The organism is Ensifer sp. GW821-FHT05G01 (genome assembly GCF_059419585.1).
The window spans coordinates 1-25,788 of record NZ_JBWKSC010000007.1 but is presented as its reverse complement, the minus strand read 5'-3'; the positions used below and the strand labels follow the sequence as shown (position 1 = coordinate 25,788).

Below are 25,788 nucleotides of genomic sequence, written 5' to 3'. Positions count from 1 at the left end.
AGCGCCGATTGTTGAGTATTCGAATCCTCGGAGATTAACAACTCTACGGTATTGTTGGTTTCATTTAAAACGTACAAATTGAAAATTGAGTGGTGTCGGCGATGGCCGGTTTCGAGTACGGCGCCAAGGCATCCGCTCTTCCGATCCGGGTGTCTCGTCACGTCATGCGATATCTTTCAGCGACCGAAGATAGCTCGGGATCGTTCGCTGAAAGACCGCGCTAACGGTCTCTTTTCCTTCGAGCAGGCAGAGAAGTCCGCCGCCCTCGATCAATGCCAGGCACTGGTCGGCAACGACCTCCGGCAACAGGCAAGAGCGCAGTCGCCCCGCCTCCTGATCTTGCCGCACGGCGGCGGCAATCTCAGCGCGGGCCGTTGCGATCTGCTGCGTTATCACGGACTTCACCTTTGGCAAGATCGAGAAGATGAAGCGATAATAGGCGTTTACATCGGGTGTGACGGTGGCGATTTCCGCAATGAGGCGCTCGTAGCCGGCGCACAGCTCATTGATCACATGCTCAAGGTTGGCCTCGCCTCCGGGCTGGGCCGCAGTCTCTGCCGGTTCAAAAAAGCGAACAAAGAAATACTCGATCGCGGCGTCGTGCAGCGCGTCCTTGTCCTTGAAGTGGTGATAGACGGCACCCTTCGACAGGTCGGATGCTTCGACCAGATCCGACATGCTGGTATTCTCGTATCCACGTTCCAGAAACAGCCGGAATGCGCACTCGATGATGGAGGTCTTGGTGTCTTTCACGATGTCTCCTCAATGGGTCGGAACTTGGCCTCGGCGTAAGTCCGCCGATATCGACCGGGGCCAACCTGTTGAAACCGCCCTGCAGATCCGCAACGACATTGCCCCCTAGCCTTTGTCGAGCGCCGTGCCGGGCGAACGCGGTTGGTATCCGGATCGCTCGACCGCGCCCTGATGCCAGCTTGTCGAGATCTCGAATGAAGACGCCATCGATCAGGTCCGTCCTTCTGGCGCGCAGGCCGCTTGGGAACAGGAATAGTGATCCACTGCAAAGCTGAAGAGCACCTTCAGCATGAACAGGGCGAAAGCGATCGACATGAAGGGGGACACGCCGGGGTATAGCGCAAGCCAGCTCAGGCCCGCGGCCAGCAGAGACCCACCGGCAAACGTCTGTAGCGGGTTTGATTTCAACACGTTGACGACAACGGCACCGGCGATCGTGTAGCCCCACACGACCAACGAGGCCGCGAAGTCGGTGCCCAGCAGAAGGGCGACGATGATCACGTGGACATGGATTGCGATGAAGATCCACCGGTTGCGCGGCCGAGCGGCGTAAAAGTCGTTCGTGGATCGCGTGAAGTTCGCGACGCAACCGGCAGCGATATCGAGCACGAGGATCAGCGCCAACGCGCTTCTCCACAGCGGCACCGACGCCAGAAAATCCGGAAATCTGGTGGCGAGGGCGACAGGCAGAGCGATGCCGAACGAGATTGTCGCGGCCAGTTCCGGCAGGGTTTGCTGCAACCCGAAGACATCGTGGAGGTGGCGATGCACGGCAATGGGCTTCAACAGGTATCTCCATCACAAACCGAACGGTCGGTTTGTCTCATGCTGCATGTCTTCCGTCAATGTCTGTCAGCGTGACGGCGAAGAGCCTCTCTCCGAAAGAGGTACGGCGTGGGGAGCGATGCGGGAGGACGCGCGCTCACGGTTCGCGCCGGGTCGCCCCGTGACTTCGGAAGGCGCGTTGCGAACGCAGGACCGCCGGGACGCCGGCCTCAGCTGCCGATCAAGGGGGTCGCTCGGCATGCGCAGGGTTGCCCGCCGTTGGGCGCAAAAAGGCCGGCAAGAATGCCGGCCTTCGTCGTCCGTTGTACCAATTTTGCAGCCTGAAAAAATCAGGCGGCCTGAAGAACTGCGTCCGGCTCCGGATCTTCAATCGACTTCCCGGCATTGTATACGGTCTCGTCGAGAATGCCTTCGCGCTTGGCAACGATCGTCGGCACCAGTGCCTGTCCGGCGACATTGACGGCGGTGCGGCCCATGTCGAGGATCGGGTCGATGGCGAGCAGAAGGCCCACACCCTCAAGGGGAAGCCCAAGCGTCGACAGTGTCAGCGTCAGCATGACCGTTGCGCCGGTGAGGCCGGCGGTCGCTGCCGAGCCGAGCACCGAGACGAAGACGATCAGGACATATTCCTGGATGCCGAGCGGCACGCCGAAGAACTGCGCGATGAAGATAGCCGAGATCGCCGGATAGATGGCAGCGCAACCGTCCATCTTGGTCGTTGCGCCGAGCGGCACGGCAAAGGCGGCATATTCGCGCGGCACGCCGAGGCTCTTTTCCGTCACGGTTTCGGTGACGGGAAGGGTGCCGACCGACGAGCGCGACACGAAGGCCAGCTGGATTGCCGGCCAGGCGCCGGCGAAGAAGCGCGAGGGCTTCAGGCCATGTGCGACCAGCAGCGCCGGATAGACGACGAACAGCACGATCGCGAGGCCGATATAGACGGCCGCTGCGTACCAGCCGAGCTGCGCCAGCGTTCCCCAGCCATATTGCGCCACGGCGCGGCCGAGCAGGCCGATGGTGCCGAGCGGCGTCAGCCGAATGACCCACCAAAGGATCTTGCGGACGATGACGAGCAGCGACTGGTTGAAGGCGAGAAAGGGCTTGGCTGCGTCGCCCGCTTTCAACGCGGCCGTGCCGAAGACGATCGAGACGACGAGGATCTGCAGGACGTTGAAATTCAGCGACGTGCTGGCGCTACCCTCCGTCAGCTTGGTGCTTGCCTCCAGGCCCAGAATGTTGGCGGGGACAAGGCCCTTGAGGAAATCGAGCCAGGACCCGGAATAGGAGGGTGCCTTGGCAGCTTCCTGCGATACGGTCGAGCCTATGCCGGGCTCGATGATGAGGCCGAGCGCAATTGCGATGACAACGGCGATGAGCGAGGTGATCGCGAACCAGAGAAGCGTTTGCCAGACCAGCTTTGCCGCATTCTGAAGCGTCGCCAGATTGGCGATCGAAGCGACGATCGCGGTGAAGACCAGCGGCGGGACCAGGGCGCGCAGAAGCTGCACGAAGATGGCGCCGATCGTCTGCAATGTCACGGTCAGCCAGTTGGGGTTGCCGGCCGCGTCGACGCCCATGTTGCGGGCGATGAGGCCGAGCAGCAGACCGATGACCATGGCTGCGAGAACCTGGAAGCCGAACGACAGGAAGAACGGCTTCGGCGGGGATTTGATGGAAGCTTGGGACACGATTTACACTCGATTGATTGGTGGAGCGGAGCGCGAGGGAGGCAGCGTCCGCAACGAGGGCAAATTAGTCAAGGTTGTAAGGGAGTTTAAGCAACCGTTTCGCGCGCGACGCATGATAGGCGGAAAAATTTTCCCGGCAGGCGGGCGAGCTTCGGTGCACCGAGGGATGGACGATCGTCTCCTCCATCCCGCCGGCCGCGTTTTCGAGCGTCGGCGAGCCAATCCGTGCAGCGTCATACCAATCCGCCGATACCGCCCTATCTGCAAGGCCGTAGATGTCACCCGGAGGAGATGAGCATGCAGATCAATCGCACTGGACAGGCAAAATGGGCCGGCGGTCTCAAGGACGGCAAGGGGCAAATTTCGACGCAGAGCGGGGCCTTGAAAGACTATCCCTACGGCTTTGCAGCTCGTTTCGAGGGCGTGCCGGGCACAAACCCGGAGGAACTCATCGGCGCGGCTCATGCCGGTTGTTTCACCATGGCATTGTCGCTGATCCTGGGAGAGGTCGGGCTCGCGGCCGAGAGCATGGAGACCACCGCCAAGGTCACGCTCGAATCCGTCGCCGACGGTTTTGCCATCACCGCGATCCATCTGTCCCTGAAGGGAAGTGTGCCGGGCGCGGATCTCGCAACATTCACCGAACTCGCCAACAAGGCGAAAGCGGCGTCCCGTCGCTCAACGCCAGCCGAGCGCTGGCGCCACGTGCTTCAGGATCGCCTCGATGACGTGGGCATTGTAATCGACGCCGAGCTGGTTGGGCACGGTCAGCAGCAGCGTATCGGCTTCCGCCACCGCTTCATCGCCGGCCAACTGCTTGATCAGCACATCCGGTTCGGCCGCATAGGAGCGGCCGAAGATTGCCCGCGTGTTCTCGTCGATGAAGCCGATCGTGTCCTGTTCCTTGCCGCTCTGGCCGAAATAGGCGCGGTCGCGATCGTCGACGATCGCAAAGATGCTGCGGCTCACGGAGACCCGAGGCGTGCGGGTGTGGCCCGCTTCCTTCCATGCTTGCCGATAGGCGCGGATCTGGGCTGCCTGCTGCACATGGAACGGCTCGCCGGTCTCGTCGTCCTTGAGCGTCGAGCTCTGCAGGTTCATGCCGAGTTTGGCGGCCCAGACGGCGGTTGCGTTCGAGCTGGAACCCCACCAGATGCGGTCGCGCAGTCCTTCCGAATGGGGCTCGAGCCGCAGCAGGCCGGGCGGGTTCGGAAACATCGGTCGCGGGTTCGGCTGGCCGAAACCGTTGCCTTTCAGCGCTTCCAGAAATACTTCCGCGTGGCTGCGGCCCATGTCGGCATCCGATGCGCCGTCCTGCGGCACGTAGCCGAAATAGCGCCAGCCATCGATCACCTGCTCGGGCGATCCGCGGCTGAGACCGAGCTGCAGGCGAGAACCGGAGATGAGGTCGGCGGCGCCGGCGTCTTCGGCCATGTAGAGCGGGTTCTCGTAACGCATATCGATGACGGCGGTGCCGATCTCTATGCGCTTCGTCCGGGCGCCGACGGCGGCCAGCAGCGGGAACGGTGAGGCCAGCTGCCGAGCGAAATGATGCACGCGGAAATAGGCGCCATCGGCGCCGAGCTCTTCGGCGGCGACCGCAAGGTCGATCGACTGCAACAGCGCGTCACCCGCCGAGCGGGTCTGCGACTGGGAGGAGGGGGTCCAATGGCCGAAGGAAAGGAATCCGATTTTTTTCACGATAGCGCCGCCTGGGAATGTGTCATTGCTCGTTTCCTAGATGGCATGGGACCGCCCCGAGCAACAGAGGTTGGGGGCCGAACGCTGTGTTTCCGAAACGCGCAGGAAACGACATGCGTTCGATCCGTGAAAATGCAGCGAGCAGTTTAGGATGTTTCATTGAGGTGCAAGGGTGGCAGGCCCCTTCCTGAACTGCCGGCGGTAGCTTGCCGGCGAGATCGAGAAGGCGCGGGTAAAGTGCTGGCGCAGCGAGACGGTGGAGCCGAAGCCCGCGATCTCGGCGACCCGGTCGATCGGACAGGAGCCGGTTTCGAGCAGGCGTTGCGCGGTCGCCAGGCGTTGATTGAGCAGCCATTGTGTAAATGTGGTGCCGGTCGCCTTGCGGAAATGTCGGGTGAAGCTGCGCAGGCTCATTCCGGCCCGCTCCGCCAGTTTACCGAGCGACAAGGGTTCGCTCAGATGTTCGATGGCCCAGTTGATCGTCGCGCCGAGCTGCACCTCGCTGACGGCCGCCGGCATCGGTTTTTCGATATATTGGGTCTGGCCGCCTTGGCGATGCGGCGCCACCACCAGCCGCCGGGCAATGCGATTGGCAATTTCCGCTCCATGATCGCGGCGAACGATATGGAGGCAGCAATCCATTGCGGCGGCCGTTCCGGCCGATGTGAGGATGTCGCCATCATCGACGTAGAGCGCATCCTGATCGAGGGCGACCTGCGGGTAGCTTCGTTGGAACTCTCCGGCCCAGGCCCAATGGGTGGAAGCCGGTCGCCCGTCGAGCACGCCGGCTTCAGCCAAGACGAAAGTGCCGAGGCACAGGCCCACCAGCCGCGCGCCGCGCGTATGAGCAGCCCTCAGGCTCTGCAGCAAGGCTTCGGGTGGCCGCTCGTCCGGATCCCGCCAGGCCGGCACGATGACGGTATCGGCCGCGCCCAGGTGGCTCAGATCATGTGTCACCTCGATGCGAAAGCCGGAACCGGTGGGGATCGATCCGGTGTTTTCGCCGCAGATCAGCAGCCGGTAGCGTGGCACTCCAAGTTTCAACAACTCGTCGCCAAACACGATGCAGGGCACCGAAAGGTGGAAGGCGCTGATGCCTTCAAAGGCGATGACGGCGATGGTGTGCATCGGTGCTGTGATCCCGTTTCGAAGAGTTGGCCAGAACCTAGCATATATTGTCATTCCGGCCACTTTCGTGAGGCCGCCTTATGCGGGATTTTCCCGCGGCCAACAAAGACGCGAAAGGACATTTCCATGATACAGCACCCAACCATCCGCGCCCTCGCCGGTGCCACGGCGCCGCAAAGTCTTGATCCTGAGAAGACAGCCCTGCTGGTGATCGATTTTCAGAAGGAGTATTTCAGCGGCAGAATGCCGATCCCGGATGGCGAAAAGGCACTCGTGAATGCCAAGCGCCTTATCGCCCGGGCCGATCAGGACGGCATGCGCGTCTATCACGTGCAGCATGTGACACCGGCGGGCAGCCTTGTGTTCGCCGAGGACAGCGAGATGTCCCGGTTTCACGACGCGATCCAGCCATCCGCGAGCCATGCGGTGATCAGCAAGTCGTCGGTCAGTGTGTTTCCTACCACCGATCTCGACCAACGGCTGAAGGAGGCCGGCATCGATACGCTGATCATCGCAGGTCTGATGACCCATGCCTGCGTCGCCGGGGCCGCCCGCGATGCCGTGCCGCTCGGTTACAGCGTGATCGTCGCCGACGACGCCTGCGCCACGCGCGACCTCGATATGGCGGATGGCAATACCGTCAGCCATATCGCTCTGCACCGCGCAGCTCTGGCCTCGATCGACGACACCTTCGGCGACATCGTCACGACCGATCGCCTCCTTGAGCTGCCGCTGACGGCCAAATGAGGCGTTGACGGTCAGCCAGCCTTGCAAGAAACGCCGCCGCCGACTGATCAGGTAGGTGGCGGCGATCGTTAACCGATGCGCAGTTGGCGGCCGCCCCGACCCTGGAGAAATCGGGATCTCGGCCGCCAACCGATTGGGCTTTCAGCTCAGCCCGGCTGGAGGGCCACCTTGCGGGAGACCGCCACGAGCGAGGCGCCCAGCAGCGCAGCCAGTGCGGCGAAGAGGAACACACCCGCCGGTCCCTGGAGTTCGACGATCACGCCGCCGAGGATTGCTCCCGTCGAGATGGCGATCTGGAATGTTGTCAGTGTCGCAGCGCCGGCACCTTCCGCCTCGTCGCCGGCAGCCCGGCTGATGAAGGACTGGACGCTGACGGGCAGAACGCCGAAGGCGAACCCCCAGGCTGCCGTGGCTGCAGCGGCAATGGCCGGCAGCACGCCGGCGACGGCGAGAAGCAGAGCCGTGGCGGCGATACCGGCCGCCGCCAGCATCATCGACAGGCGGGTGTTGCGCTCCGCCAGAAAACCTCCGGCGATATTGCCGAAGAAGCCGCCGACACCGAAGGCGAGCAGGATCGCGGTGATCATCTCGACGTCAAAACGCGGAACCTGTTCGAGATAGGGGCGGATATAGGTGAACCCGGCAAAGTGACCGGTGACAACCAGCAGGATCGTGGCAAGGCCCAGCCGGATCGCCGGGCGCTTCAGGACCCTTGCGATCGTGTCGAGGCCGGTGGTCCCGATGGGCGGCAACGATGGAACAGTCAGCGCCTGGACGATAAAGGTGATCACCCCGACTGCGGCTGCAAGCAGGAACGCATAGCGCCAGCCGAGCGTGGCGCCGATCCAGGCGCCGACGGGTGCCGCGCACACTGTGGCGATCGACACGCCCGACATCACGATCGCCATGGCCCGCGGCATCAGTCTGCCGGGAACAAGCCGCATGGCGAGCGCCAGCGACATGGCCCAGAAACCGCCGAGCGCGACGCCGAGCAGCACTCGGGCCGCAAGCAGAAAGGGAAGGTTCGGCGCAAAACCCGCCATCAGGCTCGAGACGACGAGCAGGCCGGTCAGAGCCAGAAGAACCGTTCGCCGGTCGAACCGTCCCGTGTAGACGACGATCGCCGGACCGGCGACCGCCGCGACGACGGCCGTCGTCGTCACCGATTGCCCGGCCGCCCCGACGCTGACCCCGAGATCCGCCGACATCGGCGTCAGCAGGCTTGCTGGTAGAAACTCTGCCGTCACCAGGCCAAACACTCCAAGCGAAAGGGACACCACGGCGCCCCACCGCGCGCGGCTCCGGTCGTCCGTCGGGGCCGCTGATTTTGTCACCAAGCCATCCATATTCTCGATCTCCGCGATTGTTGATGGCGAAAATAGGTGGGATCTTCAGGAGTTTCTATGCTAGAAAATCCAAAAGACTGTGCCGTTTCTCCAAACTTGCCGGTGGGTTCATGAGCGATGCATTGACCGAAATCTTGCGCGGGCTGCGGCTCGACGGTGTTGAATACGGGCGTTGCCAACCCTGCGCGCCCTGGGCGACGGCCTATCCGGCGCAGCAGCCCGCGCGGTTCCACTTTCTCGCATCAGGCTCCGCCTACCTTCGTGCGCCGGATGGCGAATGGATCGAACTCTCGCAAGGCGATGCGGTTCTGTTGCCCAGAGGCGATGCGCATGTACTGGCGAGCAAGCCGGGCATTCCGCCGGTCTCGATCGCCGACCTGCCGAAAAGGCAGCTGTGTGACGGCATCATCGACGTGCAATGCCCGTCGACGGACAGCAAGAACCTCATCTTCTACGCGGTGATGCAGTTCAATGTCGATCGGCTGCATCCACTCCTGCAACTGATGCCGGCCGTCATGCGCACCAGCGATCTTGCGTCGAGCGAACCGTCGATCCCGCCGCTTCTCGACGCCATGACGCGGGAAGCCGAGATGCAGCGCGTCGGTTCGGGCGGCATTCTGGCGCGGCTCGCCGACGTGCTGACCGCAACGCTTATTCGGACCTGGGTGGAGCATGGCTGCGGCACGGCGACCGGCTGGCTGGCGGCTGTGCGCAATCCGGAACTCGGTCGTGTGCTTGCCGCCATCCACCTTGAGCCAACGCGGGATTGGAGTGTACCCGAATTGGCAAAGCTGATGGGGGCGTCGCGATCGGGTTTCGCTCAGCGTTTCGTCGACATCATGGGCGAGACACCGGCGCGCTATGTCGCGCGCATGCGAATGCACCAGGCGCATCAATGGCTGCAGGAAGGGCAGAGGGTGGCCCTTGTCGCCGGCCGCCTCGGCTATGATTCCGAGGCTTCGTTCAGCCGCGCCTTCCGCAAGATCATCGGAGCACCGCCAAGCCACTATCGAAGCAAGACCTCGGTCAGGGAGAAACTGGCTTCCTGAGACGATCTGATATTCTTTTCCCCGGTCGCCCGGGGTCAGAACCGCCCGCTTATGCCAACCTTTGCGCCGGCAGATGTCTCGCCGTCGCCTTCGATATTGAACAGTAATCCGGTGTCGATTGACCAGCTCTCTACAGTTTGCAGCGATAGCGCGGCCGAGAGCGAGCCGAACAGACCCGCGCCATCAAGCCCGGAATAGCCGATCGTACCGGCGAGCTTGGGCGTCAGCGCCATGTCGTTCTCGAGGCTGAACTGCCGGGCAATCTCCGCCCTCAGGCTGACCCGCAATTGCTCTTCGGTGAAGCCCTTGAGGTCGACGATGTCGCCGGCGCCGTTCTTCACCCTATAGTCGTCAACCGTTTCGGAGAAATAGACGGCTCTCAGCGCCGGCGTAAACACGGTTGCATCGTCCAGCTGCCATTGCCCCTTGACCGAAGTGTCCATGAGCAGGCGGCGCGTGTCGAATGTGCCGTCCCAGGCATTCATGTCGATGGTGTTGGACGAGCCGCCATAGAGCAGGCTCGAATCCCAGAAGATGCCCTTGCCGAGTTCGAAGGAGGCATAGGGACCGGCCAGCCAGCCATTGCCCGAAAGCTTTGCATCCTCGTCGGTCGGGTCGGTCATGCGGTCATAGTGGAAGGACAGGCCGAGCAGTGCTTTCTCCGACAGCAGATAGTCTGCGCCAAGCGAGACCATGCCGAAGTTGCCCCACTTGTCGTCGTCGTCCTTGCGACGGTGCATCAGGAACGTGCTGTCGAGCCAGATGTTGAATGGCGAGGCTTCGGCCTGGTCAACGCCATCGGCCCTGTCGCGCGCCGCCTCGATCTGGGCAAGGCTTGTGGAAAAGCCAAGTGTAACGCCATCGGTTGAAGGTGTCATACGGGTGGTGACCGTGTCTGATCCCGCGGCCATCCGGCGCCGGTCGATCAGGCCCGGCACCTTGATGGTCGAGGCGATCAGGTTCTGCCGCGTCCGCACGAAGTCGCGCACGAGTGCGTCGATCTCCGCGGCGTGCCCGGAGGTATCGAAGGCGAGATTGTACGTCACGGTCCCGGTGTTGGAGGTGCCGAGCGCACTGACCATACGGAAGCCGATGCGCACCCGGCCGGAATAGGCGTTGTTGGGCGTGAACTTCAGATACCAGCCAACCGGAGCGGCGGCCGGACCAACCTGTGCCAGCTCGCCCTGGATGATGGACGCCGTTCCGGCCTGGGCCGGCTCGACAAAGGTCGCCTCGGCCGCGATGAACGGACCGCCGGTGGCGCCGCGATTGAGATAGACATCCGGCGGTGCCGATCCGGCCGGGACATCGACCACCTTGTCGGTGACGGTGATCGCGCGGGCCTGGACCTTCACGGAATAGCTCGCCGTTCCCGTTGCGCCGTTGTTGTCGCGAACCTCGATCGCGAAGGTGTAACTGCCTCCGGCGTCCGCGGCCAGCGGGCCGGTCAGTTCACCCGTTGAGACGTTGAGGACCATGCCTTTGGGCAAAGCGCCGGATGCCAGGCGATAGAGCATTGGCCCGGTTCCGCCTTTGGCGGCAATCGGCTGGCTGTAGTCCTCGCCGGCCATGGCGTCCGTGAGCGTTCCAGCGGGTGGCTCGAAGCTGAAATCGACTGGGGCGGCTGCAATCGCGATCGAATAGCGTGCGGTTCCCTCAGCGTTGTTGGCATCGGTTGCCGTCACGGTGAAATCGTGGTTTCCGGCTCGGGTCGGGATGCCGCCGATCGCGCCGGTGGCGCTATCGAGTGCGAGCCCCGCAGGAAGCTGGCCCGATGTGACGGCATAACGATAAGGCGCGGTTCCGGCCGAGGCGGTGACGGCGCCGCCGCTATAGGCGGCTCCGGCGGTTCCAGTCGCCAGCGCGCCAGCCGGTGGCGAGAAGGTGAGCGTCGGTGCTGTCACTGTGATCGACACCGTCGCGGCAGGCGAGGTGCCGGTGACGTTGGTGGCCACATAGGTGAAGCTGTCGGAACCGGAATAGCCCGGTGTCGGGGTATAGGTGATCGCCAGTCCGGACACCGCGGCGGTGCCGTGCGCCGGCTGGGTTTCGACCGAAACCGTATTCGCTGCGCCGCCGCTCAGATCGAGCGTGATCGGGTTAGCCGCGGAGTTTGCTGCGACGGTTGCACGCACATTGTTGGCTGTCGGTGCCTGGATGACGATGGCGATCGAGTAGCTTGCGGTTCCCGTTGCATTGTTGGCGTCGGTTGCCGTCACGGTGAAATTGGCGGTTCCGGCCGTCGTCGGCGTTCCCGAGATGCGACCGTTGGTGCCATCGAGCGCGAGGCCTGCAGGCAGTGCGCCTGAAGCCACGGCATAGCGATAGGGCGCGGTGCCGGCCGACGCGGCGATGGTGACCCGGTCATATACCGTCCCGACGATACCTCCGGTCAACGTGCCGGCTGCAGGCGAAAAGCTGAGAGTGGGTGCCGTGACGGTGATCGTCACGGTCGCGGCTGTCGACGTGCCAGTCGCGTTGGTGGCGGTGTAGGTGAAACTGTCGGAACCGGAGTATCCAGGCGTCGGTGAGTAAGTGATCGCAAGCCCAGACACCGAAGCGGTGCCGTGCGTCGGCTGCGTCCCGATCGCGAGCGTATCTGCGATCCCGCCGCCGAGATTGAGCGTGACCGGGTTCGCCATGGAGTTTGCCGCGACCGTTGCGCTCACATCGCCGGCGGTCGGTGCCTCGACCGCAATCGCGATCGAGTAGGCCGCCGTCCCCGTGGCATTGTTGGCATCGGTGGCCGTGATGGTGAAATTGTAGTCTCCGGCCGTTGTCGGCGTTCCCGAGATGAGACCGGACGCAGGATCGAGTGTCAGCCCGTCCGGCAGCGTGCCGTTGACGGCATAGATGTAGGGCGCGGTGCCGGCTGATGCAGCGACGGCAATGCCGCTGTATGGGGTCGCAGCCGTTCCGCCCGCCAGTGCGCCAGCGGGCGGAGAGAAGGCCAGGGTCGGCGCAGAAACGGTGATCGTCACGATCGCGGCGGCGGACGTGCCGGTCGCGTTGGTAGCGGTGTAGGTGAAGCTGTCGGAACCGGAGTACCCCGGCGTCGGGGTGTAGGTGATCGCGAGTCCCGACACCGAAGATGTACCGTGCGTCGGTTGGGTGCCGATGGCAAGCGTGTCCGCCGCACCGCCACTGAGGCTGAGCGTTATTGGATTGGCCGTGGAGTTCGCTGCAACCGTCGCACTCACAGCGTTGGCGATCGGCGCAGGCTTTGGTGTGACCGAACTGGACGCATCGGAGGCCGGACCGGGGCCGATGCTGTTGGTGGCCGTGACTTTGAAGGTGTAGGCCGTGCCGTTGGTAAGGCCCTTCACGGTGATGGGACTTGATCCGCCGGTTGCCGCGGCACCGCCCGGATCAGCCGTCACAGTATAGCTGCTGATCGGTGTGGTGCCTGCATTCACAGGGGCGGTGAAGCTGACCGTCGCCTCGCCGTCACCCGACGCAGCGCTGACGGCGGTCGGCGCATCAGGGGCTGCGCCCGCGCGATTGACGACGATGTCATAGGTCTTCGTGGTAACGGTGTCCTGCGCCGTCACCACGATGCTTACGGCGTTGTCGCCGACCTGGAGGTTGACGGGAAGGCTGCCCGGCGCCGCGATGACGGTTCCGTTGACCGAGACGACGGCGCTGGGATGTGCGCTGGCCGGAGTAACGGCGATGGTGGCAACGCTATTGCCCACCGAGACAGTATAGCTGGTGGTGGCGGCGTCGAAGGTCGGGGCAAGCGTGCCGCTCGAAACGCCGATGCCCGAGAGGTTGGCGTCGCTCGAGGGCGGCGCGACGATCATGGGCATACCGCCGGTGAACGCCTTGGTCATCTCGTTGCCGGCGCTATCCTTGATGCCTGTGCCGGTGGACAGGCTGAGAGCCAAGGTGCCGTCCCCCGAAACATTCGCGATCTGCACCTGATAGGTCGATCCCGATCCCGACACACTGTCGATCGTGCCTTGCGCGGTTCCTGTTTTCGCCAGGGTGAACTTGCCGATGTCCACGGCCGTGACCGGTTCGGAAAACGTGACGTCGAAGGTGGCGGCTGTCGCGGTGGGCTTGATTGACGTTACCGTGGGCCGGACGCCGTCGATCCTGATGCCTGATGTATCGGCAATGTTGCGCAGTGTGATATCTGCATCCACTAGGCGGTTGTAGTCCGTGATCGTTGCCCCCCCGCGCGCCATTGACGAGATTGCGATTCCGTCTTCGTCGAGGTCGTTTTCGGCAACAGTGTAGGAAAACGTCATGGTGTTAAAGACGGCGCCGATGAGGTTGATCCGCCGCTCGACAGCCCCAAAGACAGCCTTCAGGTACGGCCCCCCGTTGCTAGCGATGTGCTGATCGAACTCCACGTCGAACAGCAGCGTGGCGCCGATCGCGTAGGTTCGTGCGGGCGTGTTGAGCGGTTTGACGGCAGTGACAACCGGCGCGGCGACATAGGTATAGCCGTTTGCGCGCGTCACGGAACTGTTGCCCACGGTCGTCACGGTCACATCGGCCGGGCCGGCCGCTCGTGCCGGCGCAGTGGCGGTAATCCGGGTGGCACTATCGACGGTGAACGTGGTGGCGGGAACGCCGCCGAATGCAACGGCACTCACACCGATGAAGTTGGTGCCGGTGATGGTCACGGATTGTCCACCGGCACTGCTTCCAATCGACGGCGTGACGCCGGTGATCGTGGGAGGTGCGCTGCGCGTGACGACCACCCGATAGGTCCGCGTGACCGTGCGGTCCTCGGTCGTCACGGCAATGGTGAGTGTGTTGTCGCCAACATTGAGTGGCACGGCGGTCGATGTGCCCGATACGGCGCTGACCCCGTTGATCTTCACCGTCGCGGTGGTTCCGGGCGTTGACGGTGTCACGCCGAGGGTGGAAACGCCGTTGGCCACCGTGGCCGTATAGGTCAGGGTATTGGTGTCGAAGGCCGGCTCGAGGTTGCCGCTCGACAGGGCGAGACCGGAAAGTGCGGCGTCTAACGGGTTGCTTTTCGTGACGCAGACGACGTCCATACGCCAAGGAACGGTTGTCGGGCTTTGGTTTATGAATTCGACATAGATTCCACCGTCAACGAGGTTTTGCCCGGAAATCGATGCGGATTCATTGCCAGTTACAACACCGGCTTCATAACTGGTCATGAAGTATTCGACGCCAGTTTCAGAGATCGCGGTGAAGTACGCGCTGTCCCAGTAGGATGGATTGCGGATCAAATCGATATGAAGCCGGTCCGTCGTTAGAAAATCACTCTTGGGGTAGGTCTTCGAGAGAGCTAGGACGTCCTTCCCGTTCAGGTCGGCAACGATATCCTCACACCCTTTCGACGCAGCGAACGCTTCTCCCGCCACGGCCACGAGGCTGGAAAGGAGGAAGATCAGGGCCGTCATCAGCCGGATCTGATTGCGCCAGAACCGGCGCAACCTTTCAGCCTTCGGCAACGCCTCCACCGGCGTGGCGACGCACACTCGTTCGACGATGTCGTCAGACAGCATCGCCGAGGTGCTGCCGCCGCTTGCCCTACGAACGGCCGGGCTGCGGGAACGTGCGGCGGTGGCCGATAGGTAGCTTGTCATGACGGATTTCTCTCAACAAAAACCGCGCCATGGCAGGCGCGCTTCGTGTTAGCTCGGAGAAAGTGCCGTCTTCAATTGGTGGAGGCGGTCAGGTGTGGAAATGCGCACCCCGTGCCAATGACCCGGCATTTACCGCCAAATCGGCGGTCTCGACGCCGCACCTACCGCTTGCAGTGCAGGTCCCTATCGCCCGATCAAGCCGATCCATTGCGACCAGTCGGTCGCCGACAGACCAGGCGCGGATTTTAGCAGGGTGGGATGATGCGCCGAAAGATGCCGCAGCTCCCGCGGCGACATGCCGAATTCCCGACGAAAAGCACGGCTGAAATTTGCCGCGTTGGTAAAGCCGTGTGCTGAGGCGAGGTCTGCAATCGCCACGTGCCTGTACTCCGGCGCTCGAAGGTTGATGAAGGCACGCCGCAGGCGCTGCTGCGCCAGGAAAACCGAAAACCCCCCAACCAGTTCCAGAAGCCGATAGACCGTTCGGCGCGACAGACCGAATGCGGCCATGACACGCTCCACGGTTAGATCGGGTTCGAGCAAGTGGTCGGTTATGTAGCGCCTGACCGCGATCGACAGCGCATGGCCGACGCTCGCTGCATTGCCCTCGCTCGTCTGGCTGTTGATCGCGGCGCCGGCAAGATCCAGCAGCGGAGACAGGACCGCTTCCGCGTCGCCGATGGAGATATGATCCAGTTGCCTGTGCAGGCTGCCGAGCGTGTCCCTCAACAGCGAAACGAGCGGCATGCCCGCCGGTAGGACCAATTCATGATTGTCGTCCGGGCGCTTCAGACGGGGGGCCAGCATCTGGCGCGGAATGACCAGGCTGAGATGCTCATGATCGATTGTGGACGTGGCGAGCGGCTGCGCCATATCGATCACGTAGAGGTCACCGGGGCGGGCAATGCTGTCGGAGCCGCCGCGGCTGCCGCTTTGACCATTGAGATAGAACTGCACGAGATACCCGTCCATGCCGTCCCGGGCGATCTTGTAGCGGGAACGATCGAAGTCCTGACCACTCGATCGAGTGCGCGCGACCCCGACACCTCCGATCAGGGCCGCATCGACGCTGGCGAAGAAAGGCTCGTCGGACGGACCACGAAGGCGTGTGTCGAAAAGAACGCCGATCGACTCGCGCCACATCAAATGGGCATCTTGCTGCCGCATGGCTGTCGTGTCGAATCGAGAGCGCGGCAATCCGAAGTGATCGATAGGCGAGGAGTCCAAGCCTGACGTGGCATCAAATGACATGGTCGGAAAACTTCGTTCTTTGCGCTGCACTGATGGTCATAAGTTGACAACTGGCAATTGGCTTACCCGAGCATGTCCGCCACAACTCCTGAATACATCCGTTCACGTCGCGACTCTCGTTTGCCGCAAGCTAAACACTAGAGATAGCTGGATATTCTTGCGAGATCATTTCAGCCGCAAGGAGAAAAAATTTCGAAGCGACAAGCTTCGAGTGGATAAAGGCAGACTGCGGCCGTATGCCGTTGCGGCACATTTCAGCTCTGTTTGTCGGTTTCGCCGTACTGCTTTTGACGGAAAACCGCTCCGCACTTTTCCAGGAAAGGCCCTATGGGTTTGTCGCGGCCTTAAGAGCGCCTGCAAGCTTTCTGACTGCGACGTCAAGCTCGATCGGCGTATAGGCGGCGAATCCCATCAGGAATCCGGCCTCGCCAGCGCCGGATGCGTGAAGTGCCGACAGGCCCAGCAGCTCGACGCCAACGCGCCGCGCCGCGTCGATCGCGGTGCACTCTGGTAAGCCGCAGGTCAGCACGCAGGGCATCTGAAGACCGCCGATCGGAATCCGTGGCTCTACGAACGCCGAAAGGTGGGTCCGCACGAGGCCGACAAGAGCATCGAGACGTTCGCAGTAGACGCCGCGCATGGTGCGAACGTAAGCGCCGAAATGCCCGCCATCCATGAACCGGGCGAGTGTCAGTTGCGCAATCGAAGCCGTATGGCCGTCAAGCAATGTCCGTGCAACGGTCATCGGTTTGACCAATTGCGGAGGCAGCACGACATAAGCGATCCGCAGCCCGGGAAAGAGCGATTTGGTGAAGGTGCCGATGTAAATGGTCCGGTCGTGAGGGTCGAGGCCCTGCATGCAGGCTGTTGGTTTTCCGGCATAGTGGAATTCGCTGTCGTAGTCGTCCTCGATGATCCAGGTCTGGTGCTTCCCTGCCCATTCGATCAGGGAAAGTCGTCGATCGAGCGCAAGCGTCGCGCCGGTCGGAAACTGATGCGAAGGCGTCAGGAAAACGGCCTTGGCCTTGTGAGGCTGGCTCAGGATCCGTTCGACCGTGATGCCCTGATGGTCCACGGGAATTGGAACACATTCGAGGCCGGCAGCGTCGAATGCCTTGCGCGCGCCGTAGTATACCGGATCTTCGATGAAGATGCGGTCACCGGGATCGAGCAGCATATTGGCGCAAAGTGCCATTGCCTGTTGTGAACTCGTGAGAACCAGCACACGGTCGGCGCTGGCGTGCGCACCCCGTTCCAGGTTGACATAGTCGGCAATCGCGCGTCGAAGCGGTTCTGCGCCTTGTGGATCTCCATGAAGGAGAGCCTGTGTGCCCGTTTCCTTCAGGACCTGGCGCTCCAGACGTTCCCACAGCGAAAGCGGAAAGCTGCGCGTCTCCGGCACACCCGGTGCGAATGGCCGCGGTACAAGTTGTTCGCGGACGCCGCCGCTGCGGGACATGGCGGCACCGCGTTTGCTGAGGCTTGGCTCCTTGTGGCGCTGGAGCGCATCTCGTGGCGGAACTTTTTGGGCCGCGGAGAATGCCTTCACCTCGGCGACGAAACTGCCGCTGCCCACCCGTCGGTCGATAAAGCCCTCGGCATGGAGTTGGCAATAGGCGGCCTCGACGGTGTCGCGGGAGACACCGAGCGACCTGGCGAGTGCACGCGACGCTGGCAGCGGCCTGCCGGGGCCAAGCGCACCATCGACGATGAGTTGCCGGACTGCTCGCTGAATCCGAGCGTGGAGCGGCAGCGCTGCATACGCCGGATGGACGAGCCAAGCCTGCACGGTTTCCAATTGGGAATGCTTGAACAAATGGTCTGGCCGTCGACTGATAAATGGATGGGATAATCAGTCCATTTATCAACTAAAAGTCAAGCCGCATCCTGGCCCGGCGCCAGAGACTTTCAGGAGATTCCACCGGATCATGTCGCATACCTCGCCACCATCGCCCTTCCGTTTGGGCGACCTCACGCATCCCATCGTCGCCGGATTGATCTCCGTCATCGTCAACTATGGCGGAACCTTCATTCTGGTCTTCCAGGCCGCAAAGGTCGCGGGTCTGAGCCCGGAACTGACCGCATCGTGGGTGTGGTCTGTTTCCATCGGGGTGGGCCTGACCGGACTGTTTCTGAGCTGGCGCTATCGCGAGCCGATCATCACGGCCTGGTCGACCCCGGCTGCGGCATTCCTCGTGACGGCTCTTGCGACCACGCCCTATGCCGAAGCGGTGGGCGCCTATCTGATCTCGGCAGCTGCCTTCGTCGCATTGGGGCTGTCGGGCTGTTTCGACAGGGTCATCAAGCTGATCCCGCCCGGCATCGCCGCGGGGCTGCTCGCGGGAATATTGCTGCAGTTCGGCATCGGAGCTTTTGGCGGCGCGACGGTCGATCCGCTGCTGGTCGGGCTTCTGATCGTTGCCTATGTCCTGTTGAAACGCTTTACCGCACGCTATGCCGTGGTCGGCATACTGGTGCTCGGTCTCGTGTTCCTGGCCATGCAGGGCCGTATCGATCTTTCCGGGCTGCAGTTGAAGCTGGCCGCGCCGGTTTTCACCATGCCGCAATTCTCGCTGAATGCGCTTCTGAGCGTGGCGCTGCCGCTGTTTCTGATCACCCTGACCGGGCAATACATGCCGGGCATGCTGGTTCTGCGCAACGATGGCTTCAAGACCAGCGCCAGCCCGATCTTGACGGTGACGGGCTTGGGTTCGCTTGTCATGGCGCCGTTCGGCTCGCACGCCTTCAACATCGCGGCCATCACCGCCGCGATCGCTACCGGCAAGGAGGCGCACGAAGACCCGAGCAAGCGTTGGGTGGCGGGGATCGCGGCGGGCGTCTCTTACGTTCTTGTGGGCGTGTTCGGCGTGACACTTGCGGCAGTCTTCATGGCATCGCCGGCGACGTTCATCACCACCTTGGCCGGGCTTGCCCTGCTGGGCACGATCGGCGGCAGTCTCGCCGGTGCAATGGCCGATCCGAAATCGCGCGAGGCAGCGCTGATTACCTTCCTCGCTGCGGCCGCCAACATCAGCCTGCTCGGGATCGGCGGCGCGTTCTGGGGCCTCGTGATCGGTATTGTCGCTTCCATCGTGCTGAACGGCCGCCTGCCGCGTCGGGACTGTGGCAAACTGGTTGCCATCGAGAGGGCGGCAGAGTGATATCCGTGGCAGATGTCGTACCGGCCGTCCTCATGATGTCGGATGTGGAACGTTGACCATTTTCTCGACCCCGACCGCTTGAGCGGGGCCAGGCGTGCGCTTTGCCCGCCACTCGGTGGGGCTCATGCCGGTCACGCGCCTGAACTCGCGGTTGAAGTTGGATTTCGTCAGAAAGCCGACGTCGTAGACAATCGTGGTAATGGCGATGTCGCCGCTTTCCAGGAGCCGGCAGGCCTCCGCGATCCGGAAATCGTTGACATATTGCGACAGGTTCTTGCCGCAAACGCTGTTGACGGCTTTCGACAGCTGGCGCGTGGGAATGCCGGCCCTGCGCGCAAGCCGACTGAGGTTGATATCATGATCCCGGTAGAGCCCTTGCGTCTGCAATAACGGCTTCAGGCGCGCCACGATATGCGCGTCGTCGTCAGACGCAGGCGTTGGCTGCACCGCTTCGGGCGCAGGCGAGGACGGGTTTCGCGATGCGATCGCAGCCGCGGCCCCGAGCAGCATGACGAGAGGGATCGTTGCTGCGGTGACGATCATGGCGGCATGTGAGCCGTCGAACACGCGAAGATCCATCGCGATCAAACTGTCGGCGATGGCTGCAAGCAGCATCGTCGTGGCCATGACCTGCAGCGACCGATGGACGAGGGGCGCATCGTCGAAACGCGCCAGATCGAGCGCGTCGGTTCCGGCCCAGGCCAGACGTCCGAGCGCGACCGCATACCAGGCGAAGATGGCGATGAGGATAACGTCGATCCACTGTGGCCGGGCAACGGTGAGGATCGCGACCAGGAGCGACGGCCAAAAACGATGGGCGAGTCTGTTGCCCTGCTCGGTGACAAAGGCCGCGAAACAGACCCACGCCAAGGGGCCGACGGCTGAGGCAATGATGGCCTGGGCCGGCAAGACGCGTTCGATCCCATAGCCCCAACGCACGCCGATGACGATCGCAAGCAGGCAGAGCAGCAGCACCAGAATGCGGAAATGCCGGCTCGCAGCCTGCTCACGAAGGCACATCTGTCCGAAAAGGATGAGCAGCAAAAGGGCGGCGACAAACGGCAGCGGAATGAAAAGCATCGGGTCGGTCCTGTTTGGGCGACACTATTGACCAGATCGCGATCGGAGACGACCTGGATCATGATCTTGGTCTCAATTGCAAAAACGTCATGCCAGGTTGGTCCGCATCATTTCAACCGGGCCAGCTCCATGATCTCGTTCAGACCGTTTCTCATCCTTGTTTTCCAGTTCACGCTTTTCGTCTCCTCTGCGGCCTGTGCGAGCGTCGGCTTTGCGGAGGTTGAAGTCACGGACCCTCTCGATCGCCCTATACAGGCGTTGATCTGGTATCCGACGAATGACGAGCCGCGATTGCAACCGCTCGCAGACTACGAGCAGTCCGTCGCCCCCAACGGTCACGTCGCCGGCGAAGGACTGCCGTTGGTGGTTGTCTCGCACGGCACGGGCGGCAGCGCCTATGGCCATCACGATACCGCCTTCGCGCTTGCCGAAGCCGGCTTCGTCGTGGTGGCCCTGACGCATCCCGGCGACAACTATGCCGACATGCGCCACTACGCGAGCCGCAGCCAGCTGACGGAACGCCCCCGTCAGGTCTCGCTGATCATCGACTATATGCTGCGGGCGTGGCCGCACCGCGGAGCGATCAATCCGGTTCGTGTCGGCATTTTCGGGTTCTCGATCGGCGGGTTCACGGCGCTGGTCGGGATGGGTGGAAAGCCGGTGCTTTCCGGCCTCATCGAACAATGCGCGGCCGCACCGCAGCGATGGGTCTGTCGCGAATTCGGTGGGGTGGACAATCTCGCCAGAAGCTTCGGCGCTGCACCTCTTGATGTCGTTCACGATGCACGGCTGAAAGCGGCGTTCGTGGCCGCACCGGCCATCCCGGCCCTCTTTCTGGCCGATGGCCTCAGCGACGTGCACAAACCCGTGGCGCTCTGGGCGGCCGCCTTGGACGACATCGTGCCGGTTGAGCCGGACTTCGCCATCGTCCGCGACGGATTGCCGGTCAGGCCCGTTTCCCATGTCGAGCCCGGTGCGGGGCACTACGCCTTCCTCGCGCCGTGCACCCGGAGCCAACGCGCGGAGCTGCACGAGATCTGCACCGATCCGCCGGGCTTCGATCGCGCCGCATTTCATGCGCGTCTGAACGCTGCTGCGGTCGCCTTCTTCAGGGCCAATCTCTAGGCGGATGCTTGGGTGGATGTGAGTGGCGCGAGGCGAGGCGCCCGTATCGATGGGCGACGACAGGGTCGACTGCCTCATTGCGTATGGGAGGCATACGCCGCTGCGGGAGGACGCAATCGCCGCTGCAAGCTAGACACAACAGCAGTTTCAGAGCGGAGGTCGGTCGATGAATGCAGTGGGGCAGAGATATTCCGGGAAGGTCGCGCTGGTTGCCGGCGCAAGCAGGGGCATTGGCGCCGCCACTGCCAGGGCATTTGCGGCGGAAGGTGCGGCGGTCGTGCTTCTCGCCCGCTCGAAACAGGCGATCGATGACGTCGCCCTTTCGATCCGCTGGCAGGGTGGGGAGGCGCTGGCGATAGAGGCGGATGTCGGTGACGAGAGCGCGATGGCACGCGCGTTGGACATCGTCCTGCAGCGCTATGGACACCTGCACGCTGCCTTCAACAATGCGACCGATGGCGGCATGCCAGCGCCGCTTGCCGATCTCGATGTCGAGGCCTTCGATCGCGGCCTGCGAACCAACATTCGTGGCACCTTCATTGGCATGCGCCACCAGATCAGGGCCATGGTGCGCAACGGCGGCGGCGCGATCGTCAACATGGCCTCGGTCGCCGGCGTGAACGGGACATCCGGTCTTTCAGCCTATGTCGCGGGAAAGGCCGGCATTATCGGTCTTACGAAAGCTGCGGCGCTCGACTATGCCGATCAGGGCATCCGCATAAACGTCGTCGCCCCTGGCCCGATCCTGACCCATCATCTGGAAGCCGCCGGTGCGAAGGCTCAGGAGCAAGCCGCCCTTTCGACGCCGATGCGCCGGCTCGGAACGGTCGAGGAGGTTGCCGCGGCCGTGCTTTGGCTCTGCTGCGAGCAGGCAAGCTACATCACCGGGGCGGTGCTTCCCATCGACGGTGGCATGAGCGCCGGCACCAAGCTTTCTGTGAACTACCGACGGGGTGAGCCGCTCGGCAAGGGTGCGGATTGATTGTTCTGCACTTGCATCGGGCTGTGGATGGCGTTCTATGCCGCTGTCGATCTGGACAGAGGTGATCCTATGGACTGGGAAGAACTGCATCTTGTTCAAGTCCTTGCGCGCTACGGTTCCTTAAGTGCCGCGGCGCGCGGCCTGGGCACGAGCCAGCCGACACTCAGCAGACGCCTGGATGCGTTCGAGGGCAAATGCGGGCAAAAGCTGTTCGAGCGACATCCGAACGGATTGATGCCGACGATGGCATGCCGTTCCATTCTGTCTGCGCTGGACGAAATGGAGGCGGGTGCTCTTGCGGTGGAGCGGCGTCTTGCCGCCCAGGAAGACGATCTGCAGGGAGCCATTACCGTCACCAGTCTCGACTGGTTGGGTGACTATGTCATTGCGCCCATGCTGGCGAGATTTGCGGCCTGTCATCCGGGCATCACGATCAATCTCCTCAACGACAGCAGGCGCTTCAACCTGTCCAGGCGGGATGCCGACATCGCGTTTCGGTTCGGCAGCTTCGACCAGAACGATATCGTCGAGCGCAAGGTGGCGGATATCCGCTATGGGCTGTTTGCAGCCGACAGCTATGTCGACCGTTTCGGGCAGCCTTCGGCTGACAACAGCTGCACATATTCCGTCGTCGAACTGGATGAAGCGCCGGTGCGCGTGTCCCTTTCTGCCTGGCTCCGGGAGCTGCTTCCGGACGCGCGGGTGATCCTGCGGACAAATTCGATACGCTCGCAGCTGAGCGTCGTGGAGGCCGGGTTGGCTGTCGCCACGCTTCCCTTTTTCCTAGCCGCCGGTCGACCCGGACTAAGGGCCTTGGTTACGGGGACATCGGCGCCGACCCTGCCACTCAAGCTCGGCGTCCACAGCGACGTGCGCAATATCGCCCGGATCAGAAAACTGATCGATTTTACCGTCGCCGAATTCTCCGGCCTTCGATCGAGCCTTCATCCCGCTAATCCTTGAGCCGATGGCGTCGCCGGCGCTTCATCATCTCCCGTCATTCCTCGCGGAAGGCTCTGAGCATCTGGTCGGAGAATGGTTTTGTGAGGTAGGAGATCGCGGTTCTCTCATCGGTCTGGACGAACACTTCGACGGGCATTCCGGGCATGAGCTTGCGGCCGCCGAGCTTGTCGAGCGGTTCGGTGATCTCGACGGTTGCGAGATAGAACGGCTGTCCGGTGTTGCGGTCGAGCGTGGTGGCGGCGGCAATGACGTCGATGCGGCCGTCAAGCTCGGGTGTCGTTCGCTGGTTGAAGACGGTAAAGCGCATGCGGCTCTTCTGGCCGGGCGCGATGCGGTCGATATCGACAGGCGGGATGCGGATCTCGACCGTCAGGTCCTCGCCCTCGGGCACGATCGACATGGCGGTGGCGCCGGGCGCGATGATGCCGCCGATGGTGTGGATCTGCAGGTCGTAGACGAGACCGTCGACGGGGGCACGCACTTCCATGCGCGACAGCCGGTCCTTTGCCGCCACCGCCCGTTCGGTCAGTTCGGCGATCTTGGCCTCGAGCCCGACGATCTGCCCTTGCGTTTCCTTGCGGTTGTTCTGGTCGATCGACATCAGCTTGATGCGCAGCTCGCTGATCTGGCCGAGCGCCTCGGCGATGCGGGCGAGCAGTTCCCCCTTGGAACCATCGATGCGGGCCATCTGGCGCAACAGGTCGCGATGCTCGGAGACCGGCACCAGGCCGCTCTTCAGAAGCGTCTCGAGCTTGGAGATCTCCTTCTCGACGATCTCTTTCTCCTTGTCGCTGGAGCCGGTCTGGGCCTTCAGCCCGCGGATCTGCTCCTCGAACTGGCCGATCTGCAGCCGCATCTGCTCTTCCTGGCTGGTGATCATCCGGCGATTGGCCTCGAACAGCTTCACTTCGCTGGTTTTCAGCACGTCCGGAATATCGAGTTCGCCGAAGGAGACGGTGGCGTCGCCGTCGCGTTCGGCCGTCAGCCGGGCGCGCATGGCGTAGAACTGCTGCAGCTGGCCGCGCACGATCGACAGCTCGACCCGGGTCTGGGTCTCGTCGAGCTGCAGCAGCACGTCGCCCTTCCTGACATGGGTGCCGTTCTTGACGGGGATGGCCGAGACGATGCCGCCGTCGCGGTGCTGGATCAGCTTGACCTGCTGGGAAACGGCGACCTGACCCTGGGTGATGACGGCGCCCGAGAGCTTCGCCTGGGCCGCCCAGCCGCCGACGCCGAACACCAGCGTGGCGGCAAAGATCGCCGACACAGCGATGCGCGAGGTGATGCCGAACTGCGGCTTCTCGGCCGGCTTGCCGGCAGCTGTGGCGCCGTTGGTTGCGGGGTTGTCCGTGGTGTTCATGGTCTTCTTCTCCCGATAACGCGTGACAATTGAGTTTTGTGGTCGTTCAGACGGTGTCTCTCGGCTGGTCGGCCGGGCTTTCGATGGCTGCCAGGATAAAATCCTGTTCGGTCAGCTCGTGGTGGCCGGCGATCAGGAATTGCAGATCCTCGTCGCGCTCGAGGTCGACGACGGCGCGAACGACAGTGCGCTCGCCGTCGGCAAAGGCCTCGTGATAGAAGGTGATCTGGTGCACCGGCGGTGCTTGCCCATCCTCCAGCAGTCCGCCGAAGACGAGCCCGCCGATGGCTTCGGCGATCTTCGACAGGTCGACGCGATCGCCGACCTGGAAGTCGCGGATCTCGTCGCGACCGCTGCCGTCATTGGCGAGCGCCGCGGTCGTGCGGAAGACGAAGATGTCGGCGCCGTCGCCACCGGCGAGGAAGTTGACGGCATTGCCGGCGACGAGCACATCGTCGCCCTTGCCGCCGACAGCGCCTTCGACCGAGGTCAACAGGTCCGAGCCGATCTCCACACCCTCAGCCGTGCCACGGTCGAGGTCGATCACGACGGCCCGGGTCGCTGCCGAAGCGTCGTAGGTGTCGCGACCATCGTCTCCGTCGATCTCGTCGTCGCCATCATCGGAGCCGGGGACGACGATGACGAGGAACGTGTCGTTCCCGTCGCCGCCCTCCAGTTCGTCGTCCCCGGCCCCCCCGACGAGGATGTCGTCGCCGTCGCGGCCGCGCAGCCGGTCATCGCCCCAGCCGCCGGCCAGCAGATCGTCGCCGCGCCCGCCGGAAATCCTGTCGTCACCCCGCCCGCCGAGGATGATTTCGAAACCTTCGATGCGATCCTCGCCGATCTCCTCGCCTTCGGCGATGCCAGCCTCGATATCGGCAAGCACCGTCTGGATGAGGCTCGACATGTCGAGTGTATCGATGCCGTCACCACCGCAATAGACATCGTCTCCATCATCGTCGTCGCCGTCATTGTCATCGTCATCGTCGCTGTGGTCATCGGCGCGGGCCTGGACGATGACGGTGTCGTTTCCGTTTCCGCCTTTGACGGTGTCGTCGCCGTTTCCGCCGGCCAGCATGTCGTTGCCGTCGCGGC

18 protein-coding genes and 1 pseudogene are annotated in these 25,788 nt (G+C 63.1%); 7 read left to right on the top strand and 12 right to left on the bottom strand.

The annotated features are described in order from the left end of the window. Positions 1-162: 162 nt before the first annotated feature. From AC07UR_RS17795 to AC07UR_RS17785, 3 genes are all read right to left on the bottom strand, one after another. Positions 163-753: a TetR/AcrR family transcriptional regulator gene (locus AC07UR_RS17795; protein ID WP_209788634.1), complete on the bottom strand. Its 591-nt coding sequence runs from the start codon at positions 751-753 to the stop codon at positions 163-165. Between the two features lie 210 nt (positions 754-963). Beyond that, a complete protein-coding gene (locus AC07UR_RS17790) occupies positions 964-1,539 on the bottom strand; it encodes a hypothetical protein (protein ID WP_209788631.1) in 576 nt (191 codons plus the stop codon). Positions 1,540-1,868: 329 nt separating this feature from the next. Continuing rightward, positions 1,869-3,230, bottom strand: a complete 1,362-nt coding sequence (locus tag AC07UR_RS17785; RefSeq protein ID WP_412728343.1) for a dicarboxylate/amino acid:cation symporter — start codon at positions 3,228-3,230, stop codon at positions 1,869-1,871. Positions 3,231-3,524: 294 nt separating this feature from the next. Between AC07UR_RS17785 and AC07UR_RS17780 the strand changes: the two are divergent. Further along, positions 3,525-3,893 (top strand): annotated as a pseudogene (locus AC07UR_RS17780) (OsmC family protein); the annotation flags it as partial. Positions 3,894-3,905: 12 nt separating this feature from the next. Here the strand turns inward: AC07UR_RS17780 and AC07UR_RS17775 are convergent. Together AC07UR_RS17775 and AC07UR_RS17770 are read right to left on the bottom strand one after the other, a co-directional pair. After that, positions 3,906-4,928, bottom strand: coding sequence for an LLM class flavin-dependent oxidoreductase (locus AC07UR_RS17775; RefSeq protein WP_209788624.1), 1,023 nt, complete (start codon positions 4,926-4,928; stop codon positions 3,906-3,908). 156 nt (positions 4,929-5,084) lie between these two features. Beyond that, positions 5,085-6,056: a GlxA family transcriptional regulator gene (locus tag AC07UR_RS17770; protein WP_209788621.1), complete on the bottom strand. Its 972-nt coding sequence runs from the start codon at positions 6,054-6,056 to the stop codon at positions 5,085-5,087. Positions 6,057-6,182: 126 nt separating this feature from the next. Between AC07UR_RS17770 and AC07UR_RS17765 the strand changes: the two genes are divergently transcribed. After that, positions 6,183-6,803: a cysteine hydrolase family protein gene (locus tag AC07UR_RS17765; protein ID WP_209788617.1), complete on the top strand. Its 621-nt coding sequence runs from the start codon at positions 6,183-6,185 to the stop codon at positions 6,801-6,803. 146 nt (positions 6,804-6,949) lie between these two features. On the opposite strand, the gene AC07UR_RS17760 is transcribed toward AC07UR_RS17765, so the two are convergent. Further along, positions 6,950-8,149, bottom strand: coding sequence for an MFS transporter (locus AC07UR_RS17760; RefSeq protein ID WP_209788614.1), 1,200 nt, complete (start codon positions 8,147-8,149; stop codon positions 6,950-6,952). Between the two features lie 110 nt (positions 8,150-8,259). Between AC07UR_RS17760 and AC07UR_RS17755 the strand changes: the two genes are divergently transcribed. Next, positions 8,260-9,198, top strand: coding sequence for an AraC family transcriptional regulator (locus AC07UR_RS17755; protein ID WP_209788611.1), 939 nt, complete (start codon positions 8,260-8,262; stop codon positions 9,196-9,198). Between the two features lie 35 nt (positions 9,199-9,233). Here AC07UR_RS17755 and AC07UR_RS17750 read toward each other — a convergent pair whose 3' ends face one another. From AC07UR_RS17750 to pdxR, 3 genes are all read right to left on the bottom strand, one after another. Further along, a complete protein-coding gene (locus tag AC07UR_RS17750) occupies positions 9,234-14,771 on the bottom strand; it encodes a putative Ig domain-containing protein (protein ID WP_209788608.1) in 5,538 nt (1,845 codons plus the stop codon). 183 nt (positions 14,772-14,954) lie between these two features. After that, positions 14,955-15,914 carry an AraC-like ligand-binding domain-containing protein gene (locus tag AC07UR_RS17745; RefSeq protein WP_209788605.1) on the bottom strand — a complete coding sequence of 320 codons (960 nt, stop codon included), beginning with the start codon at positions 15,912-15,914 and terminating at the stop codon, positions 14,955-14,957. 433 nt (positions 15,915-16,347) lie between these two features. Further along, entirely contained in the window at positions 16,348-17,838 is a 1,491-nt protein-coding gene (pdxR, locus tag AC07UR_RS17740; protein WP_209788602.1) for a MocR-like pyridoxine biosynthesis transcription factor PdxR, read from the bottom strand. A gap of 112 nt (positions 17,839-17,950) precedes the next feature. On the opposite strand from pdxR, the gene AC07UR_RS17735 reads away from it, so the two are divergent. Then, positions 17,951-19,183: a benzoate/H(+) symporter BenE family transporter gene (locus tag AC07UR_RS17735; RefSeq protein ID WP_209788599.1), complete on the top strand. Its 1,233-nt coding sequence runs from the start codon at positions 17,951-17,953 to the stop codon at positions 19,181-19,183. Positions 19,184-19,213: 30 nt separating this feature from the next. Here AC07UR_RS17735 and AC07UR_RS17730 read toward each other — a convergent pair whose 3' ends face one another. Next, entirely contained in the window at positions 19,214-20,263 is a 1,050-nt protein-coding gene (locus tag AC07UR_RS17730) for a helix-turn-helix domain-containing protein (RefSeq protein WP_209788596.1), read from the bottom strand. 129 nt (positions 20,264-20,392) lie between these two features. Between AC07UR_RS17730 and AC07UR_RS17725 the strand changes: the two genes are divergently transcribed. From AC07UR_RS17725 to AC07UR_RS17715, 3 genes are all read left to right on the top strand, one after another. After that, entirely contained in the window at positions 20,393-21,388 is a 996-nt protein-coding gene (locus AC07UR_RS17725; RefSeq protein WP_209788593.1) for an alpha/beta hydrolase family protein, read from the top strand. 166 nt (positions 21,389-21,554) lie between these two features. Beyond that, positions 21,555-22,370: an SDR family NAD(P)-dependent oxidoreductase gene (locus AC07UR_RS17720; RefSeq protein ID WP_173421163.1), complete on the top strand. Its 816-nt coding sequence runs from the start codon at positions 21,555-21,557 to the stop codon at positions 22,368-22,370. Positions 22,371-22,439: 69 nt separating this feature from the next. Then, positions 22,440-23,333 carry a LysR family transcriptional regulator gene (locus AC07UR_RS17715; RefSeq protein ID WP_494700053.1) on the top strand — a complete coding sequence of 298 codons (894 nt, stop codon included), beginning with the start codon at positions 22,440-22,442 and terminating at the stop codon, positions 23,331-23,333. A gap of 34 nt (positions 23,334-23,367) precedes the next feature. On the opposite strand, the gene AC07UR_RS17710 is transcribed toward AC07UR_RS17715, so the two are convergent. Beyond that, positions 23,368-24,693, bottom strand: coding sequence for an HlyD family type I secretion periplasmic adaptor subunit (locus AC07UR_RS17710; RefSeq protein ID WP_494700052.1), 1,326 nt, complete (start codon positions 24,691-24,693; stop codon positions 23,368-23,370). A 46-nt stretch (positions 24,694-24,739) separates the two neighbouring features. Further along, positions 24,740-25,788 (bottom strand): calcium-binding protein (locus AC07UR_RS17705; protein WP_494700051.1); only part of this gene is annotated, 1,049 nt, incomplete at its 5' end.